The 16,490-nt window shown below is 42.4% G+C and carries 18 protein-coding genes; all 18 read right to left on the bottom strand.

Annotation, left to right across the window (positions count from 1 at the left end; all coding sequences use genetic code 11):
- Positions 1-25: 25 nt before the first annotated feature.
- Positions 26-949, bottom strand: coding sequence for a M14 family metallopeptidase (locus tag K6G87_RS05795; protein WP_296834883.1), 924 nt, complete (start codon positions 947-949; stop codon positions 26-28).
- Positions 946-1,881, bottom strand: a complete 936-nt coding sequence (locus K6G87_RS05790) for a M14 family metallopeptidase (protein WP_296834881.1) — start codon at positions 1,879-1,881, stop codon at positions 946-948. Before K6G87_RS05790 ends, K6G87_RS05795 begins: the two co-directional genes overlap by 4 nt.
- A complete protein-coding gene (locus tag K6G87_RS05785; protein WP_296834879.1) occupies positions 1,875-2,681 on the bottom strand; it encodes a transglutaminase family protein in 807 nt (268 codons plus the stop codon). The genes K6G87_RS05790 and K6G87_RS05785 overlap by 7 nt, the downstream gene beginning before the upstream one ends.
- A 2-nt stretch (positions 2,682-2,683) precedes the next feature.
- Positions 2,684-3,352 carry an alpha-E domain-containing protein gene (locus K6G87_RS05780; protein WP_296834877.1) on the bottom strand — a complete coding sequence of 223 codons (669 nt, stop codon included), beginning with the start codon at positions 3,350-3,352 and terminating at the stop codon, positions 2,684-2,686.
- Positions 3,334-4,659 carry a circularly permuted type 2 ATP-grasp protein gene (locus tag K6G87_RS05775; RefSeq protein WP_296834875.1) on the bottom strand — a complete coding sequence of 442 codons (1,326 nt, stop codon included), beginning with the start codon at positions 4,657-4,659 and terminating at the stop codon, positions 3,334-3,336. Before K6G87_RS05775 ends, K6G87_RS05780 begins: the two co-directional genes overlap by 19 nt.
- A 251-nt stretch (positions 4,660-4,910) precedes the next feature.
- Positions 4,911-5,462: a hypothetical protein gene (locus K6G87_RS05770; RefSeq protein ID WP_296834873.1), complete on the bottom strand. Its 552-nt coding sequence runs from the start codon at positions 5,460-5,462 to the stop codon at positions 4,911-4,913.
- 46 nt (positions 5,463-5,508) lie between these two features.
- Complete coding sequence (locus K6G87_RS05765) at positions 5,509-5,928, bottom strand: hypothetical protein (RefSeq protein ID WP_296834871.1); 420 nt, start codon at positions 5,926-5,928, stop codon at positions 5,509-5,511.
- Between the two features lie 96 nt (positions 5,929-6,024).
- On the bottom strand, positions 6,025-7,005 hold the full coding sequence (locus K6G87_RS05760) for an alpha/beta hydrolase (protein ID WP_296834869.1): 981 nt from the start codon (positions 7,003-7,005) through the stop codon (positions 6,025-6,027).
- Between the two features lie 77 nt (positions 7,006-7,082).
- Complete coding sequence (locus K6G87_RS05755) at positions 7,083-7,628, bottom strand: prolyl-tRNA synthetase associated domain-containing protein (RefSeq protein ID WP_296834867.1); 546 nt, start codon at positions 7,626-7,628, stop codon at positions 7,083-7,085.
- 19 nt (positions 7,629-7,647) lie between these two features.
- Complete coding sequence (locus tag K6G87_RS05750) at positions 7,648-8,334, bottom strand: hypothetical protein (RefSeq protein ID WP_296834865.1); 687 nt, start codon at positions 8,332-8,334, stop codon at positions 7,648-7,650.
- A 16-nt stretch (positions 8,335-8,350) separates the two neighbouring features.
- Positions 8,351-8,566: an aspartate dehydrogenase gene (locus K6G87_RS05745; RefSeq protein ID WP_296834863.1), complete on the bottom strand. Its 216-nt coding sequence runs from the start codon at positions 8,564-8,566 to the stop codon at positions 8,351-8,353.
- 152 nt (positions 8,567-8,718) lie between these two features.
- Positions 8,719-9,006, bottom strand: coding sequence for a Nif11-like leader peptide family natural product precursor (locus tag K6G87_RS05740; protein ID WP_296834861.1), 288 nt, complete (start codon positions 9,004-9,006; stop codon positions 8,719-8,721).
- Entirely contained in the window at positions 8,993-9,310 is a 318-nt protein-coding gene (locus K6G87_RS05735; RefSeq protein WP_296834859.1) for a hypothetical protein, read from the bottom strand. The genes K6G87_RS05740 and K6G87_RS05735 overlap by 14 nt, the downstream gene beginning before the upstream one ends.
- A gap of 264 nt (positions 9,311-9,574) precedes the next feature.
- A complete protein-coding gene (gene ilvD / locus K6G87_RS05730; protein ID WP_296834857.1) occupies positions 9,575-11,326 on the bottom strand; it encodes a dihydroxy-acid dehydratase in 1,752 nt (583 codons plus the stop codon).
- A 109-nt stretch (positions 11,327-11,435) separates the two neighbouring features.
- Positions 11,436-12,785 (bottom strand): GntP family permease, encoded by a 1,350-nt coding sequence (locus tag K6G87_RS05725; protein ID WP_296834855.1) that lies wholly within the window; start codon positions 12,783-12,785, stop codon positions 11,436-11,438.
- Between the two features lie 209 nt (positions 12,786-12,994).
- A complete protein-coding gene (locus tag K6G87_RS05720; RefSeq protein WP_296834854.1) occupies positions 12,995-13,720 on the bottom strand; it encodes a FadR/GntR family transcriptional regulator in 726 nt (241 codons plus the stop codon).
- A gap of 56 nt (positions 13,721-13,776) precedes the next feature.
- Entirely contained in the window at positions 13,777-14,520 is a 744-nt protein-coding gene (locus K6G87_RS05715; protein ID WP_296834853.1) for an alpha/beta fold hydrolase, read from the bottom strand.
- A gap of 136 nt (positions 14,521-14,656) precedes the next feature.
- Positions 14,657-16,490 (bottom strand): TIM-barrel domain-containing protein (locus K6G87_RS05710; protein ID WP_296834852.1); only part of this gene is annotated, 1,834 nt, incomplete at its 5' end.

Genomic DNA, 16,490 nt, shown 5'->3' with positions numbered 1-16,490 from the left:
GGGTCTGTCCCTTTGACTCACTGCATCAACGAAGGATTTTAAACGCCGATGTAAACGAATAGATGAGAGGGTCGTTGTACCTAAAGAAGAGAATGCCGTCCGCAGGGCTGTGCAGGGTCTCGAGGACTTCTCCGGTGCAGGGATCGATGATCTCCGCCAGGAGCTGACCGGCTGAGACAGGGGAGTTGATATCCGCGAGGTTATGGAACAGGCCTGCCTGGGAGGTCCGGACATTCAAAAGGTCATCATATTCGAAGATCCGCCCCGGCTCGGCGGGGGAGGGCGTTCCCGTTAGGATTCCGTTACAGATCATGAACCGCTCGACCGCGTCGGCTGCCATTTCCGCTCCCTCAAGGCTAAGGCGCGTGGTCGTGCCGGAGTAGACGCTGTAAGCATCGGTCTCCCAGATCTGCCAGTTATAATTGAGAGTGGTCGTGTCGTATGGCCTCGGTTCACGGACCACAATATACGGCAGTCCGAAATCTCTTGCCTTTTCCGGGCTTTCATATCCTGTCCGCATCATCTGCACATAGGGCTGAAATTCTCCCGGCATATAAAAGGAGGTGAACTGGACGCCTATGCGGTATTTATTGACAACTTCAAATACTGCAGCGGCAATCCGCTGTGTGGTCTCGCCCAGCGAGTAGCCGGGAAACATCCGGTTGATATCCGTGTTGTCGATACTCCAGAATCTTTTGCCGATGTTCATGGAGGCGGGATTTATCGAGGGGATCACCATCACCTGTATGCCTTCCACGAGACGTCTTTCCGCCTCCCATTTTTTCAGGCGCTGAAGGACTCTCGAGCACATGAAGATCTGCTGGTATTCGTTGCCGCGGGAATTGCCCACGATACAAAGCGCTTTTTCGCCCTGTCCGAAAGTAAAGGCGCGGATCCTGAAATCATCCCGGTAAATATGCGGAATCTGAAAAATAATGCTTTCTTTCATTTCTTTTCTGCCCCCCGTACCAGGATCCGTCCCATGAGGGAACCTTCATCTACCAGCGGATATTCGCGGATCGTAAAAAGAAGCCCGCTCTTATCGGCATTTACATATTCGAGGACTTCGCCTCCCAGCGGGTCGAATACATAGCCCACGGTTTCTCCTTTTTTGACAAAGGAGCCGTGGCTTTTTGTTTTCATGAACATCCCGGAGCATTGGGCGTTCAGATAAATGACCTCGTCCTGACTGTCCGAAACGATGGGCGTGACGACAGGAAGAACGTCCCCGCCCCACATCCCCAGATTCTTCATTGTGTTCAGAATGCCGTTTGTCAGCTGCTGTCCGTATTCCCCGGTCAGACGCATTCCGACGCCCATCTCCACGACCAGGCAGGGTGTTCCAATGGAATTGAGAGCATATGCAAACGTGGACTCCAGGACTGTACTTGCGCCGTGTACCCAGATAAAGTCCATATTGGCCTCCACGGCAAGAGGCAGCAGGAGGTCTTTGTGCCTTTCGTTGATGCGGATCTGCGGTATTTCCGTGAGGAAAATATTGCTCGCGTGGATGTCAAAAACCACATCGGCGCCGGCCACATCGGACACCAGTTTGCTCGCCACAAATTCTGTCATGACGCCGGTATCGGAACCCGGAAAAGTGCGGTTCATATCCAGATCAAATCCCGGAATTCCACGCTCTATGGATCCGATCCCCAGAGGGTTTGCGGCCGGGTAGATCTCCACGGTGCCGTGAAGCATTTCCGGTTGCCTGCTCAGAGTCTGCGCCAGAAGAAAACAGACATACTGTCCCTCCAGCTCATCCCCGTGAATGCCGGTCACAACGCAGATCCGTTTTCCTTCCCCGTTGCTGATCACGTTTTTCCGGATCCGAAATGTTTCTTCCACCGGAAGGCGGATGTTGATGATATCTTCTACCATAAAAGCCTCTTCCCGTCCTTTTCGCTCTCTGTGACGATCACAGAGATGTCTGTGTTTTGGCTCGCGTTTCCCTTAAAAATGCCGCGGTTAATCGTGCAGTCCTGCGCGTCTCTGCCGTGGGACAACTTGATATGCTGGTCCGATACGACAATGCAGTTGGTGGGATCGTAGGGCGTCCAGATCCCCTCGTGCAGAACTTCCACCCACGCGTGGCTTTTTCCCTCTCCCAAAAGCATGCCGGCGACATATCTGGCCGGGATCCCCTTGTCGCGCAGGACCGCGAGCATGACGTGCGCGTAGTCCTGGCAGACGCCGCGTCCCATGCCAAAACACTCCGCGGCGGTGGTCGATACCGTCGTTGCACCGGGTTCATACGTGAGCGCATCGTGCACGGCGTGCATAATGGCAGATGCCTCTTCGGGGGCGCCGGTGCGGATCCGCAAGCCTGCGGAAAATTCTTTCAGCGCGTCGTCCGCTCCAGTAAGAGGCGTTGCAAAGCTGAAAATTCGTTCTTTTTCAAAAGACAATGCCGGTGTGCCGGCGGACAGACCGGTGACGGCTTCTCCGCACAGATCGGTTTCAAACGCCGTGTGCTGACCGTGACAGCAGCCGCAGAGAAGGGCATTGCCCCACTGATCGCGGCCGCTGCTCAGGTCGTCTTTTGGAGATACATAATACTGCAGATGCAAGATCCTCTGCATCGAATCCGACACAGGGATGCAGCGCAGCGTAAAATGGTGTCCGCTGACCGGAGCATCCATTTTAATCTTGAGATGATAATGAAAAGAAAGCAGTTTCACGCTCAGCACTCCACAAACTGTTCCACAAGACGGATGATCTCCCAGTAGTCAAGCTCCGGCGCATTCGCCAGATCGATGATATTCTGAAGATCGTCCTGTGAATAGATAAGATCGGTGCGGCCGATCCGGCCAGCCAGTCTTTTGACCTCTCGCCTTATGGCCCGCGGTTCTTTTTTCAGGCGGGCATAGAGATCCAGCCGTTCGATTCTTTTCCCGATCTTGATGATGTTGCGTGTGTTCTCGTCGTCGATCTGGTCATCCACACAGCCCCAGAAAGCAAGGATCGCATCTGTGATCTTCTGGAAATGCAGAAGAGGCGCCTCGCTGCGCTTGGCGGCGCTCATTTCGTAGATGGCGATCTGGATGAAGGAGAGCGTCTCGCTTCCGATCTCTTCCCGCAGCTCGATCGCGTTGTCATACGCTCGGTACAGGTTGGAAATGATGGAATTGGGATCCTCCAGGCTGAAAGCATACCGATCAATGAAATCATCCTTGTCCCGGTAGATGTCCGGGATCTCCAGCGACTCGCAGAAAGCTCTGTGGTCATCACCGTACTGCTCGATCAGATAATCGAACGAGCGGGAGAACAGTTTAAGCGTAGTATACACCCTTTCGGAATAGCGACCAAGCCAGTACAGGCGGTCAGTGTTCATTACTGACTTAATACCCATGTGTCTTTAAAACCTCCTCCCTGTGAAGAATTTACAATAAATGAATCCGGGTTACGTGAAAATCGTGTAAGACCGCTGGCCCAGACATGCGGCTCGTCTGACATTAAAACAAATGCTCTTAGATCAGCCTTTCTTGGTACGATCTCATCATTATCAAGAATGTCCAGATCCTGAAAGTCTATTACTTCCTGTGCTATAAATCTGCGCGGCTCTTCTTTAAGAAGTTTTATGAAATCTTCTTTTTGCTGAGAACTCATGGTATTTCCAAAGACAACTCCATAGCCTCCGGCTTCTGCCACATCTTTTAATACAAGATCATCAAAGTGTTCAAGTACATACTTCATGTCTTCTTCATAAAAAGGAAGGTATGTAGGCGCATTACTAAGGATCGCATCCTCATTAAGATAATACTTGATCATCTTAGGAACAAAGTAATAGATGCCCTTATCATCAGCTACGCCATTACCGGGCGCATTCATAAGTGACACATTTCCCTTTCTGAATACATCGTAGATATGCGGAACTCCTATCAGCGACACTGGATTGAAATTCATAGGATCCAGGTATTCATCTGATATTCTCCTGTATACGACTCCGACTTTTTCCCTGGTACCACTTGATGTAACATAATAGAGATTATCATTTTCCACAAAAAGTTCAGGACCACTTACAAGATGTGCGCCTGTCTTCTCAGCAAGGTATGAGTGCTCAAAATATGCTGCATTATAACGACCCGGAGTGAGTATTACAGAATGACCTCCTGTATTTACATGATCCATTGTCTTCCTTAAAAGACTTGCATAATTGCGATTGTCAATGAGCCTTGTGTTATGAAATGTTTCAGGAGAACTCTTCCTGCAAAGATCTCTGGCAATCATAGGATAGGAAGCCCCGGAGGGTACCCTTAGATTGTCTTCAAGAATATACCATTTGTTGTCTTTGCCTTTGACAAGGTCAATTCCGGAGATGTGAGAATAAATGCCTTTTACAGGCATAACACCTTCGCATTCTGCCATATATCCAGAGGACGCATAAATAAAATCCTCAGGTACAACCTTGTCCTTAACAATTCTCTTCTCAGAATAGATATCCTTAAGAAAAAAATTGAGGGCTAAAACTCTCTGCTTCAGCCCTCTTTCTAACATTTCGAATTCTGAATTTTCTATAATCCTTGGTATCGCATCAAAGGGAAACAACTGTTCCTTAAATGTGTTGTTTTTATAGATTCCGAATTTTACTCCGTATCGGGCCAGCAAAGTATTGATCTTATCCGTGTGCTTTAATAACTGCTGTTCTAGTGTCTTCATTTTTCCCCCATTCTTCATGATTGACGAGAGTGGAACACAACATGCCGCTGCCGACACCTTTTCTTTATAAGAATCTTATAAAGAAAGGCGCCTATGTAAAAAATATACATAAGCGCCTTTGCTCACTCTATAAAAACAAACAGGGCGTTCCGTCTAAAGAACGCCCTTGCCCTGTTATTATTTGTAATTTAGCATAGTTAAAAATTAGTGTCAAGGAGTAAATATATCATCTTGAGATAGGAGTAAATATATCATCTTGAGATAAGAATATATATTCCCATACATATAGCTTCTGTTATAAGTGGGATCGCCCCATATATATAGCCTTTAACAGGAGTTACTTTGAAATACATAAGATAAAAATACAGGCTTATTATAGCTGCTGCAAAGACAAGGAAAAGGAACATGATCACCATAAAGGCAGAAACATGTTCCAAAGCATATGCTATATTGATAGAAGCTGTTTCAAGCATCACCCATCCTACTATTAAGAAAAGCTCTGTTGTAACAACTCTGTGAAGTATAAACTGCGTTATTACGAATAGGACAGGGTATGCGATAAGACCGGAAATAATAATAACATTTCCATTTATAAATCCGTTAACAGGGGATAGGTCCAGTATCCCAGACATGTTAAACAGCATTCCTATAAGGCCAAGTATGGATGTGATGATAAGCATTATACCGCTTACACCTGTATAGTGATCATCACCCTTTGTAGGATGATAAGATTTAAGCCACCATATAAGATACATCATACAGCACAATATCAAAAAGAATTGTCCAAGCCTTATCTTATCCATACGTTAATGCCCCATACTCCCGAGGATCAAGATGGATTAGAGCAGATCATTTACGGATCTGCTCTACCTCATATGCTGAAATATATTCAGCGTAGTAAACATCTCCATCATCTGTAAAGATGTACTGGCCACCATTGATCTCGCAATAAGTAAATCCGATTTCGCCAACTGTAAAGCGCTCTGCTTCTGATGCACCTGCAACGCTTATAGGAGTTACTGTATAGAAATCATAGAAAGATACAACTCCATTGGTTATGTATGCTATATCCTGTACACCGTTATCATACAGAGCAATTACAACTTCTTCTCCATAATCATCAACTGCGTACACGCCTACAACATACTGTGACTCTTTAACCATGTATATTGGTTCCTGAGCACATGCCACATTTGCTAATGCCGGTACATGGATCATAAGTGCTGCTGCCATAAGAATTCCTGAAAGTACTGTTAATATTTTTTTCATAGTAAGTATCCTCTCTTTTTTGTTTTTGTATTTGATTTATTTACTAGAAAAAATATAACACTACCTTTATCACACTTATGTCACACGCAAAGAAACTTATAAATTCTCAAACCATTCAATTGCTCTCTCTGGCCATCCCTCCATGCACATGCCCTTTCCATCAGAAAAGCCGTGCCCTCCTGCAGGTCCAATTTCAAGTCTGCATGGAATGCCTGCTTCTTCCAAAGCTTTAGCCAGATTCTTGGAATGAAGAGGATTAACAAGATCATCTTCTGCTGCAAGGAATATAGCAGTAGGAGGGAATCCCTCTACATGCTCAGGTATTTCAAAGCTTGACTCACACGCCTTGTCAATACTGCATCCAACGCTTCCCACCGCGCAGTCTTCTTTGGCCTTTGGATCCCACATATTATCTCTGATTATGCGAAAAGAAGTTACAGGATATATCGGGAAACAGGCAAGAGGCTTAGGCATGTCATAAGCCCTGTAGCCTTTATCACTATTCCACAGGCACAAAACGTAACCGCCGGCAGAAAATCCGCATGTAATATACCTGTTTGGATCAACTCCGAATTCATCTTTTTTAGAGTTAATGATCTTCATCGCCCTGCTGATATCTTCCATAGCCTTTACTGCGCAGCCATCTACCATAACCCTGTAAGTAATAATGAAAACATTATATCCAAGTTCATTATAAATATTGGCAATAGGCCAGCCCTCAGTAATATTCCAGACATTTACAAATCCGCCGCCGGGTATAAGCACAATGAAAGGCCTGTCTTTAGCTTTTTCATCTTTAGAAGGAAAATATACAAAATTAGCTCCCTTCTTTTCAGGATCAGCAAGTACTTCATCTTCAGAATATAGATTGAAATAATAATTACCGGTCCTTGCCACCTCAAAAAGCTTGGTGAATCCGCTGTTAAGACTGTGCCATCCCATCTTGTCCGCTATCTCTTGAAGCGTCCAGTTGTAGTATTCTTCCTTTGACAGATCCATATTTTTGATCGCATCTGCTGAAATCTGCGAGATCAAAGGATCTGTAAGTATTGACTTTAGTGTTCTGTTCATTAACATAGTAATCCCCTCCCTAAAAAAGCATTATTGAATCAAAGATTCACAAATCCGCACTATGTGCTATTGTGAATACGTCACTAATCTTCACCAACAAGATGTACCATTTGTGGCTCATGTCCAACAGATGGCAGAAACTTTTCAAGAATATCTGTAGTCGTTATCTTAAGACTTGATGTACATACGCATGGATGACAGCCAAAGTACTCTGAGCTTAACAGGTCTTCATCAATTAAAAGTTTTACTTCTTGGTTCTTATCATTCATAAGTCCCATTACGCTTACTGATCCAGGCTCAATATCAAGATACTTAAGCATATCGTCTGCCTCAGCAAAAGAAAGCCTTGCTGAACCAATCTGTTTTGATAACTCTTTGGTCTTAAATTTCTTATCACCAGGCATTAGTAATAGATAGAACTTTGTCTTTTGTCTGTTACAAAGGAAAAGATTCTTGCACATAAGAATCCCAAGTGCTCTGTCAACTGCTTCGCACGCTTCCATTGTAGTTGCAGCCTCATGATCAGCTCTCTTATATTCTATCCCCAGTTCATCCAGGTAGTCATAAACTCTAACTTCTCTTTCCAAGCGACCTTCAGAATTCAAAGGTCTTCCTTCAAATAATTCCATTTTTGTGCCTTACTTTCTATTAATTTATGCTTTTTCTTATAATATCTGCAAACTCAGGATCTATAGTGACAACTTCATCCTCTACCTTTTCCTTTACAGGGAACCATTTAGTATCAGGAAATGTAAAATCAAATGATTTAAGAAAAGTCTCTGATGGCAGCTCTCCAGTAATAGTCTTTGTTATGACCATAGCTACAAGATAGTCGCCAAGCGCACTTGCATGCTCGCCATCCTTGTAATACAGATCCGCATCCTTCTTATCTGCAAGCTCTCCCAGAACCCTGCTCCAGACTTCCCCAACAGGTGCAAGTAACACATTTTGATTTTTAGAAAGTTCCTGGTATCTGCGATTCATCTCTGTCTGATTCTCAGGCTTAACCTTCTCTGCCCAGGTTTCAAATATGACAGGAACAGTACCTGCTTCGTGGCAAAGCTCTATGATCCTTGAAGCATATGTGATAGTATCAGCTTCATCTGTCATAGGATGGGCCTGTTCCTGGATCACGCAATAGTCATAGCCTCCGTGAAGTATATTAAAGCGTTCAGAAAAATATTCTTCTCCCATATGCCACTTTAAAGATCTGCCTGAATACGCAAGCATAAATACCTCACAGGATTTACCTGTAGCATCTTCTATCATCTGCCTGGTTATTTCCGGCATATCATTCATATACGTATGGCTATTGCCAATAAACAAAATCTTCATGCTTTCTAAACCTCTTTTAATATATTTTTTGTATATCCTCATCTATGCCATAGGTGTCTTTAAACAAAACAAGATCACCGCTGTCTCTTATGAGCATGACTTCCTCAAAAGCTCCTGTATGGATGTCCATAAAACCTGCCACCTGTTCGCCATTACATATACTTGCCTTTATGACTGGCTTTTGGTTTTCTTTGTCATATGTTTTCTTTTGTATTTTTTTGTTAAAAAACATATACACCTCCCTCGGCAGATCAGCAAAGCCTAAGTTACTATATTCTTTTAAGTATCATAACTTAATTCATTCAAGTATCATCGCTAAATTTTTACATATCACATGGCTAAATTTTTACAAGTCACACGGCTAAATTTTTACAAGTCACATGGCTAAATTCTTTCAAGTCTCATCATGAAGATTGAATATTCATCATTCCAGTCGTCAAGATCAGGAGAATTCTCACCACCGCCATTAGTGCTTCTCTTTATTTCAGCATAGAACTCTTCACCTTGATTGATCATATCCATTACAGATATGACAAAACCATTAGCTGTAGCGATATCGCAAAAATCTGATAAGGGATTCTTGGAATTCTTGGTATCTATAAGTTTCTTCCTAAGATCATCATCAGTTTTAGCCTTGTCAAATAGCCTGTCCAAAGTTTCACTTAAAGTCATACTCATCTCCTCCTGTCGTAAGTCCATAGTTAAGAATCTCGTTATATCTTGCGTTTGCAGCCTCAGACTCTTTCTTGTTATGCCAGGTTTCTATATCACTGCAGATAGCAAGCATCTCATCAACAATAAGCTCTGCCTTATCTGGTCTGACATTATAAATATATGAAAGCATCCTGTCCATTGCCTTAGGACTTCCAAGCTGGGACGCTATCTGCTGCCCAAGTTCTTTGGGAAAGCCAAGCTTACTTATAGCATTAACTAGTTCATCACGCTTTAATGACCAATATTTTTGATTATCTGTCACTTTAGTCACATATAATCCAATTATCAGCTTATGACTGGATTATTTCCTTTCTCTCACATCTGGAGTTAAACTCGCAAAAGCTTTGCTTTTTGCTCGTTATAAAATATATTAAATTATTTTTTATTTTATGTTATTACCCAAGCTGTATCAAGCATAAAAAATGACGGTTTCTGCATTTATCACTTTCATTAAAAAGCTATAAATGAAAAACCGCCATATTTTTTAGTCATAGGAATACAAATTCTTAACTTACTCCTCTAAATATCACTCTTCATAGTCAAGCCATGCGCCGCGCATAGGGCTTACTGCGTGATCAGAGAAAAGTCTGAGTGTTCCCCTCTTATACTTTCTTGGTCTTGGCTTCCAGTTAGCCCTTCTGACTTTAAGGATCTCATCAATTTCTTCAGGAGTTTTCTTCTGTCCATTAACACCTATGATATTAAGCTTTCTTTCAAATACGTCAAGCTCAATAAGATCGCCTTCTTCCACAAGAGCTATTGGACCGCCGCTTGCAGCTTCAGGTGAACAGTGGCCTATAACAGGACCAGTAGAAGCACCTGAGAATCGTCCGTCAGTAATAAGTGCTATTGATCTTCCAAGTTCCTTATCAGAACTTATTGCCTCTGATGTATAGAACATCTCAGGCATTCCGCTTCCCTTAGGACCTTCATATCTGATAAAGACTGCATCTCCTTTTTCCACCTTATGATGAAGTACAGCATCAAGGCACTCTTCCTCAGAATCGAAAGGTCTTGCTCTAAGTACTGCTTTGTACATCTCTTTAGGACATGCTGTATGCTTTATTACAGCTCCTTCCGGAGCAAGATTTCCTTTAAGTACTGCAATAGAGCCATCTGTTCCTATTGCCTTATCATAAGGACGGATGATATCTTCTTTTGATACTTTTATTCCATATCTTGTATTGAATCCATCAAGCCATTTCTGACACTTTTCATAGAAACCGTTTTGCTTTAATTCTTCAAGGTTCTCGCCCAGGGTCTTACCTGTTACTGTCATTACATCAAGGTGAAGTGACTCCTTGATCTCCTCCATGATAGCCGGAACACCGCCTGCATAATAGAATACCTCAGCAGGCCATCTTCCTGCCGGTCGTACATCAAGAAGATAATGAGCCCCTCTGTGAATCCTGTCAAAAGTATCTCCTGTTATATCTATTCCCAGCTCATGAGCAATAGCAGGAAGATGAAGAAGTGTGTTAGTAGATCCTGAAATTGCAGCATGTACCATGATCGCATTTTCAAAGCTCTTTATAGAAAGAATATTAGACGGCTTCATAGAATCATCACCTGCCATCTCGACAGCCCTTCGGCCTGACCTATAAGCATAGTCCAAAAGATCAGGGCTTGTTGCGGGCATAAGGGCTGAACCAGGAAGTGATAAGCCAAGTGCTTCAGCCATTATCTGCATTGTGGATGCTGTTCCTATAAATGAGCAGGCGCCGCAGGAAGGGCACGCATTGTGCTTGGCCCAGCAGAACTTCTCTTCATCTATCTCACCTCGCTCAAACTTGGCACTGTACATTCCAAGCTGCTCAAGTGTCAGCATTTCAGGGCCTGCGTTCATGGTTCCACCTGCTACAAACAAAGATGGGATATCTACGCGAAGCATTCCCATAAGATTACCAGGAGCTCCCTTATCACAGCTTGCAAGATATACTCCCGAGTCAAAAGGAGTGGCGTTTTCCTGGATCTCGATCATGTTTGCGATCATCTCACGGCTTGCAAGTGAATAATTGATACCATCTGTTCCCTGGCTTTCACCATCGCACATATCAGTAGCAAAATATCTTGCTCCGTGTCCTCCTGCATCCTTAACACCTTCACGAACTTTTTCAACAAGCTTATCAAGATGCCCACTTCCCGGATGAGAATCTCCAAAGGTGCTTTCTATAAATACCTGCGGTTTGGACAGATCCTCGGGCTTCCAGCCTGTTCCTATACGTAAAGGATCAAGCTCCGGCGCAAGTGTTCTCATTTTTTGGCTAATCAAGTTCATAAAAACCTCCTAAAACTCATATATCTGTCAAATATTGTGATTATGATCATAAAATTTTTTCGATATATACTAAAAATATAAAGATTATATTCTTAAAATATTGTGATCATCAAGCAAATAAAGAAATTATAAGTGCTACAGCAAAACCAACTGTTCCTACAAGTGTCTCCATGATGGTCCAGGTTTTGAGTGTTGTCTTTTCATCAATTCCGATAAGGGATCTGACAAGCCAGAAACCTGAATCATTGAAATGTGAGCATACTGTCGCACCACCTGCTACTGCAGCAACTGTGCATGCAAGATATAAAGGTGATAATCCCTGTATTGCAGGAAGTGATGCTACGATTCCTGCTGCCATTGTCATGGCAACTGTTGCTGAACCTACGCAGATACGTACAAGTGCAGCGATAAGGAATGCAACTACAACTATAGGAAGGTTAAGTGAACCTGTAACATTACCTATGATCTCTCCGATTCCTGAATACTGAAGCATGTATCTGAGTACACCACCGCAGGCTGTTACTAAAAGTATAAGACCTGTTGGCTCAAGTGACTTGGACATTACTTTTTCAAGATCCTTCATGCTGTATCCGTTCTTGGTCCCAAGAAGGATCATTGCAACTATAGTAGCAATAAGAAGAGCTACAAATGGCTCACCAAAGAAGCTAAGTACAGGCATAAGTCCTTCCATAGCCGGTATAACTCCTGCTACAGATTTAAGAATGATAAGTACAAGTGGGATTAAGATTATTGATACAATTGTTCCGAATTTTGGGAGCTTTGATTCATCAATATCAGGCTGATTATATGACTCCGGAACATCGATCATGTATTTATTACCTACAATCTTGCCCCATACAGGACCAGCAACAACCATTGAGAAAAATCCGCAGAATATTCCCACAAGGATTACAAATCCAAGGTCGACACCAAGCATATTTGCAACAAGTACAGGACCAGGTGTGGGTGGAATAAATGCATGACCTACAGCAAGACCTGCAAGAAGCGGAATTGCATAGAACAAGGTTGAACGCTTTGCCTTCTTGGCAAGTGAAAATGCTAAAGGAATAAGAATGATAAGACCTGCGTCAAAAAATACCGGGATTGCTATTACAAGGCCTGTAAGCGAAAGTGCCCAGGCAGCTTTTTCGTCTCCGAATTTCTTGATCGTAGTAACTGCAAGAGTTTGAGCACCACCTGATATTTCAAGGATTGCGCCAAACATAGAGCCAAGACCTACTAAAAGGGCTATACCCTTAAGAGTGTTTCCTATACCGTCGTTAACTGCCCCGATTATTTCTGAAAGTGGCATGCCTGCAATAAGACCTATGCTTAATGCACCGACAAGAATTGAGATCATGGCGTGAACATGAAATTTAATGATCAGCACCAGCAGAATAATAAGACCAATTATTGCTGCCAGCGCAAGTCTGGTTGGATCAAGTGTGATAGTTTCCATAGTTTGTCCCCTTTACATGAGTATATAAGTTTTTGCTCCCTGCAAGTTTCCATAACTTGCTATATAACCAATATATCCATCATGTAGACATCAGACAAGTTGTTTAGGCACCTGACCTCTTTTTCTATACTTTTCTACAAAATATGGCATAAACATTAAGCGTTTATGCCATGCATAATGATCATAATGAACAAAAAATCATAAGAACATCAAAAGTCATCAGACGACTTCTCTCTTTTTCTGATCATTTCAAGAATTGCATCTCTGTTTGATGATAAGTGAGTAATCATCGCACATCTTGCTCCAATTGCATCTTTATTTAAGATCGCATTGGTAATGGCTCTATGCGTGATGATTGTCTCATTTTTAAGTTTCCTCTGCGTAACATTACAAAAGGTAATAATAGCAGACTGAATAATGGGAACAAGCGACTGCACTACAAGATTACCTGAGCAGGCCGCTATACAGGCATGAAACTCTGCATCTTTTTTCGAATGATCAGCTCCACTTTCATATAATGCTTCTACTTCATCGCATAACCTCAGTACTTCTTTTGCCTGCTCCTTGGTCCTAAGATCAGCAGCCATAGCAGCTATCTCAGGCTCAAGCATAAGTCTTACGTCAAAAAGTTCGAGCGCAAGTCTGTACTTATCTTTGCGACCTGACAAATGAAGCGGATCAGAATCTGCGATCTTAGGACTTTTGGATATCACGTAAGTCCCTGAACCGTGCCTTATCTCTACTATGCCATGACTGGCAATAGTCTTCATGACTTCACGGATTGTAGACCTGCTGGTATCGAACTTTTTGGCAAGCTCAAACTCATTGGGAAGCTTATCTCCCACATTGCACTCGCCAAGGATATACTCCATCATTTGGTCTTCAACCTGCGTACTTATGAGAGTTTTATTGATCTTTGCATATGAATCAGCCATTGCATCTCCTACATGATTTATCTAATAAACGAACATACAAGTTAAAGGTTTTCTGGCTATAGTCTTATAAAGCTTTCAATCTGCTCTACATATTCTTTAGGATGCGCAGCCATATAGCTGCAATGTGTATAGCCATCCCTAATGACTACATCAGCATTAGGCATATATAAAGGAATAGTCTTTTTGGAATACTTGTAATCAGGATCCATCTGACCAAAATCAAGATGAAGCTTTCTTTGCTCAGCATCTGTAAGCTTTCGAAGGTCATAATGACAGCAGGCATAACATATGGCATCAATATCTTCCAAAGTGATACGCTCAAAATTCTTGGTCATCATCTTTGCAAAATCATAACCGTATACCTTTACGAGGCTTTTTGATGCCTCGGCTTGAGTTTTGCTAAGTTTCTTTTTCCTGCTTCTAAAGAGTTTTTTCATAAACCATTCTGCCAATCCCGCACTCTTTGTAAGTGCTACTCCGTCAAAAAAGGCATGCTTCACATTAAAAGTCTTATCAAGAAAAAGTCTGTAAGAAACTGCAACACCAAGGGATGCTCCATATACAAGATCGATATCTCTTATATTATTATCAAGTAGAAACTCCTTTAAAGCTGCATACTCATCATCTGCACTAATATATGCTCCAGCATTGCCATGCCCGCCCTGATCAGGCGATATCACATAATAGCTTTTGGTAAAATACGGATACATAAGTTCATACAGATCAGCTCCCGACACCATCATAGGCGCAAGCAATATAATTACAGGGTCATCCGGATTTCCATATTGATTTATATACATTGTAAAAACTCCTCTCCCACTAAAGACTTTCATAAGATCAAACCTGATCAATCATACTTTATATACCCAAAGCAGGTAACACTGATCATAAGGGCATAATTATTAAATCATGCTTTAGAACAGGCTTGGCATCTTCTTATATTCTTGTTATTCCATCGTCCGTATACAGGTTATAACTATCCTTATCAGCGTCAAAGCATATGTATTTAAGATTCTCTGTTGAAACGTTTCCTGTTCTGTTTGCAGGCTTTGCAAGAGGAAGCACGTGTCCTTTTCTTATAAATACGAGCACTTCTCCAAGACCTGCCTTAACATAATGATCTCCCTTTGAAAGAACTTCCTCATCATAGTCATCATAAGCCCTGAAACGAACCAGCTTCATATCTTCCGGAAGATATACGTATCTTCCTGTTGTATTCTGTTTGTATACAGGCGCCAGCATTATGCTTTCACCAAGAAGGAGCTGGTCCTCGACTTCACAGCTTCTGTCGCCATCATACTCAAAACACAAAGGCTCAAAGAGCATCTCATCATTTAGAGCCGCCTTCATAAATTCTGAATACAGATAAGGTAAAAGAGCATATCTAAGATCCACAAGCTTTTTAAAAATGTCAGTATTTTCAAACCTGTACAGTTCCTGCCTTCTTGTTCCCATAGCAGAATGATTCCTGAAAAGAGGTGTGAATATGTCAAATGCAGTCCATCTTAACATCAAGTCTTCTGTTGTGTCCGCACCAAATCCTCCTATATCAGCACCTGAATACAAAAATCCGCACATGGAAAGTGCCGGCATCTGCTGAATATTCATAAGAAGATGTGACCACCAGGACTTATTGTCGCCGCACCATATGCCTCCGTATCTGTGCATGCCTATATATGAAGAACGTGAGAACATGAGGACTCTTTTATCAGGAGAAAGTCTTTCAAAGGCTTCGCCGGCTGCCCTTGTCATATTATAGCCAAATATGTTGTGAACCTTGTCGTGCCTTATCTTCTGGCCCTTATAATTATGATAAAATCTCTTGTAGTCTTCCTCATTATTATCAATCGAACCTATAAGATCCTTGAATTCGAAGAATGAATTGATATCCAGATTCTTGTCCTTATAGTCGTCAATCTTCTCAAACACTTCGCTTAGATGGTCTTCCGTATAGAAAATTGCGGGCTCATTCATATCGTTCCAGAATCCGTCAATTCCCTGATCAAGAAGAACCTTGTATTTATCGCCAAACCAGGCCCTTGCCTTTTCATTAAGAAAGTCCGGGAAGTGCACTCTTCCAGGCCACACAGCAGCGACCAGGTTCTCTCCATTATCTTTTTGGACAAAAAATCCTTCTCTTACCCCTTCTTCGTAAGTCTCATATCCGTCTTCTACCTTGACTCCTGCATCGATTATAGGCACAAGATGGATTCCCCTTTTCTTCATTTCAGAAACAAACTCTGGGAATTCAGGAAAAGAATTCTCGTCAACGGTAAAATCCTTGTACCTTTCCATGTAATCTATATCAAGATAGATCATATCAAGCGGAATGCCGAGTTCATCATACTTATCAGCAACTTCCCTGACTTCATCTTCACTGAAGTAGCTCCATCTGCTCTGACCAAAGCCAAATGCCCAGCGCGGAGGAATGTAGCTTGTACCTATCATATGGCGGAACTCTTTGATTATAGCTTTGATATCGCCTGAACAAGAAACTGTTCCTGTAGCTGATGATGTAGGAGCTTGAGTTTTTGAAGATGAGTCTGATTCTGAATTTGAAAATGATATATCTTCAGCTTTTGAAGATGAGTCTGCTTCTGAATTTGAAAATGAACCAGCTTCAGCTTTTGAAGATGAGTCTGATTCAATTATATAGATATCAAAGTCAAAATCCTCAAAAGATATTTTCAGTTCATCAAGCTTGCTATAGCCTATATCAAAAGTAACATTACCTGGTGTATCGATATACACACCAAGTATCCTTTCTTTA

Source organism: Butyrivibrio sp. (assembly GCF_024699075.1).
Note: the sequence above shows the minus strand (reverse complement) of the source record. Positions and strands in the feature narration are given on the sequence as shown.

Excerpts from the sequence above, each read along its gene's own strand:
- K6G87_RS05715 (WP_296834853.1), bottom strand. The coding sequence starts at position 14,520 with ATGTATATAAATCAATATGGAAATCCGGATGACCCTGTAATTATATTG.
- K6G87_RS05765 (WP_296834871.1), bottom strand. The coding sequence starts at position 5,928 with ATGAAAAAAATATTAACAGTACTTTCAGGAATTCTTATGGCAGCAGCA.
- K6G87_RS05720 (WP_296834854.1), bottom strand. The coding sequence starts at position 13,720 with ATGGCTGATTCATATGCAAAGATCAATAAAACTCTCATAAGTACGCAG.
- ilvD (WP_296834857.1), bottom strand. The coding sequence starts at position 11,326 with ATGAACTTGATTAGCCAAAAAATGAGAACACTTGCGCCGGAGCTTGAT.
- K6G87_RS05725 (WP_296834855.1), bottom strand. The coding sequence starts at position 12,785 with ATGGAAACTATCACACTTGATCCAACCAGACTTGCGCTGGCAGCAATA.
- K6G87_RS05740 (WP_296834861.1), bottom strand. The coding sequence starts at position 9,006 with ATGACTTTAAGTGAAACTTTGGACAGGCTATTTGACAAGGCTAAAACT.
- K6G87_RS05755 (WP_296834867.1), bottom strand. The coding sequence starts at position 7,628 with ATGGAATTATTTGAAGGAAGACCTTTGAATTCTGAAGGTCGCTTGGAA.
- K6G87_RS05770 (WP_296834873.1), bottom strand. The coding sequence starts at position 5,462 with ATGGATAAGATAAGGCTTGGACAATTCTTTTTGATATTGTGCTGTATG.
- K6G87_RS05750 (WP_296834865.1), bottom strand. The coding sequence starts at position 8,334 with ATGAAGATTTTGTTTATTGGCAATAGCCATACGTATATGAATGATATG.
- K6G87_RS05745 (WP_296834863.1), bottom strand. The coding sequence starts at position 8,566 with ATGTTTTTTAACAAAAAAATACAAAAGAAAACATATGACAAAGAAAAC.
- K6G87_RS05760 (WP_296834869.1), bottom strand. The coding sequence starts at position 7,005 with ATGTTAATGAACAGAACACTAAAGTCAATACTTACAGATCCTTTGATC.
- K6G87_RS05795 (WP_296834883.1), bottom strand. The coding sequence starts at position 949 with ATGAAAGAAAGCATTATTTTTCAGATTCCGCATATTTACCGGGATGAT.
- K6G87_RS05780 (WP_296834877.1), bottom strand. The coding sequence starts at position 3,352 with ATGGGTATTAAGTCAGTAATGAACACTGACCGCCTGTACTGGCTTGGT.
- K6G87_RS05790 (WP_296834881.1), bottom strand. The coding sequence starts at position 1,881 with ATGGTAGAAGATATCATCAACATCCGCCTTCCGGTGGAAGAAACATTT.
- K6G87_RS05775 (WP_296834875.1), bottom strand. The coding sequence starts at position 4,659 with ATGAAGACACTAGAACAGCAGTTATTAAAGCACACGGATAAGATCAAT.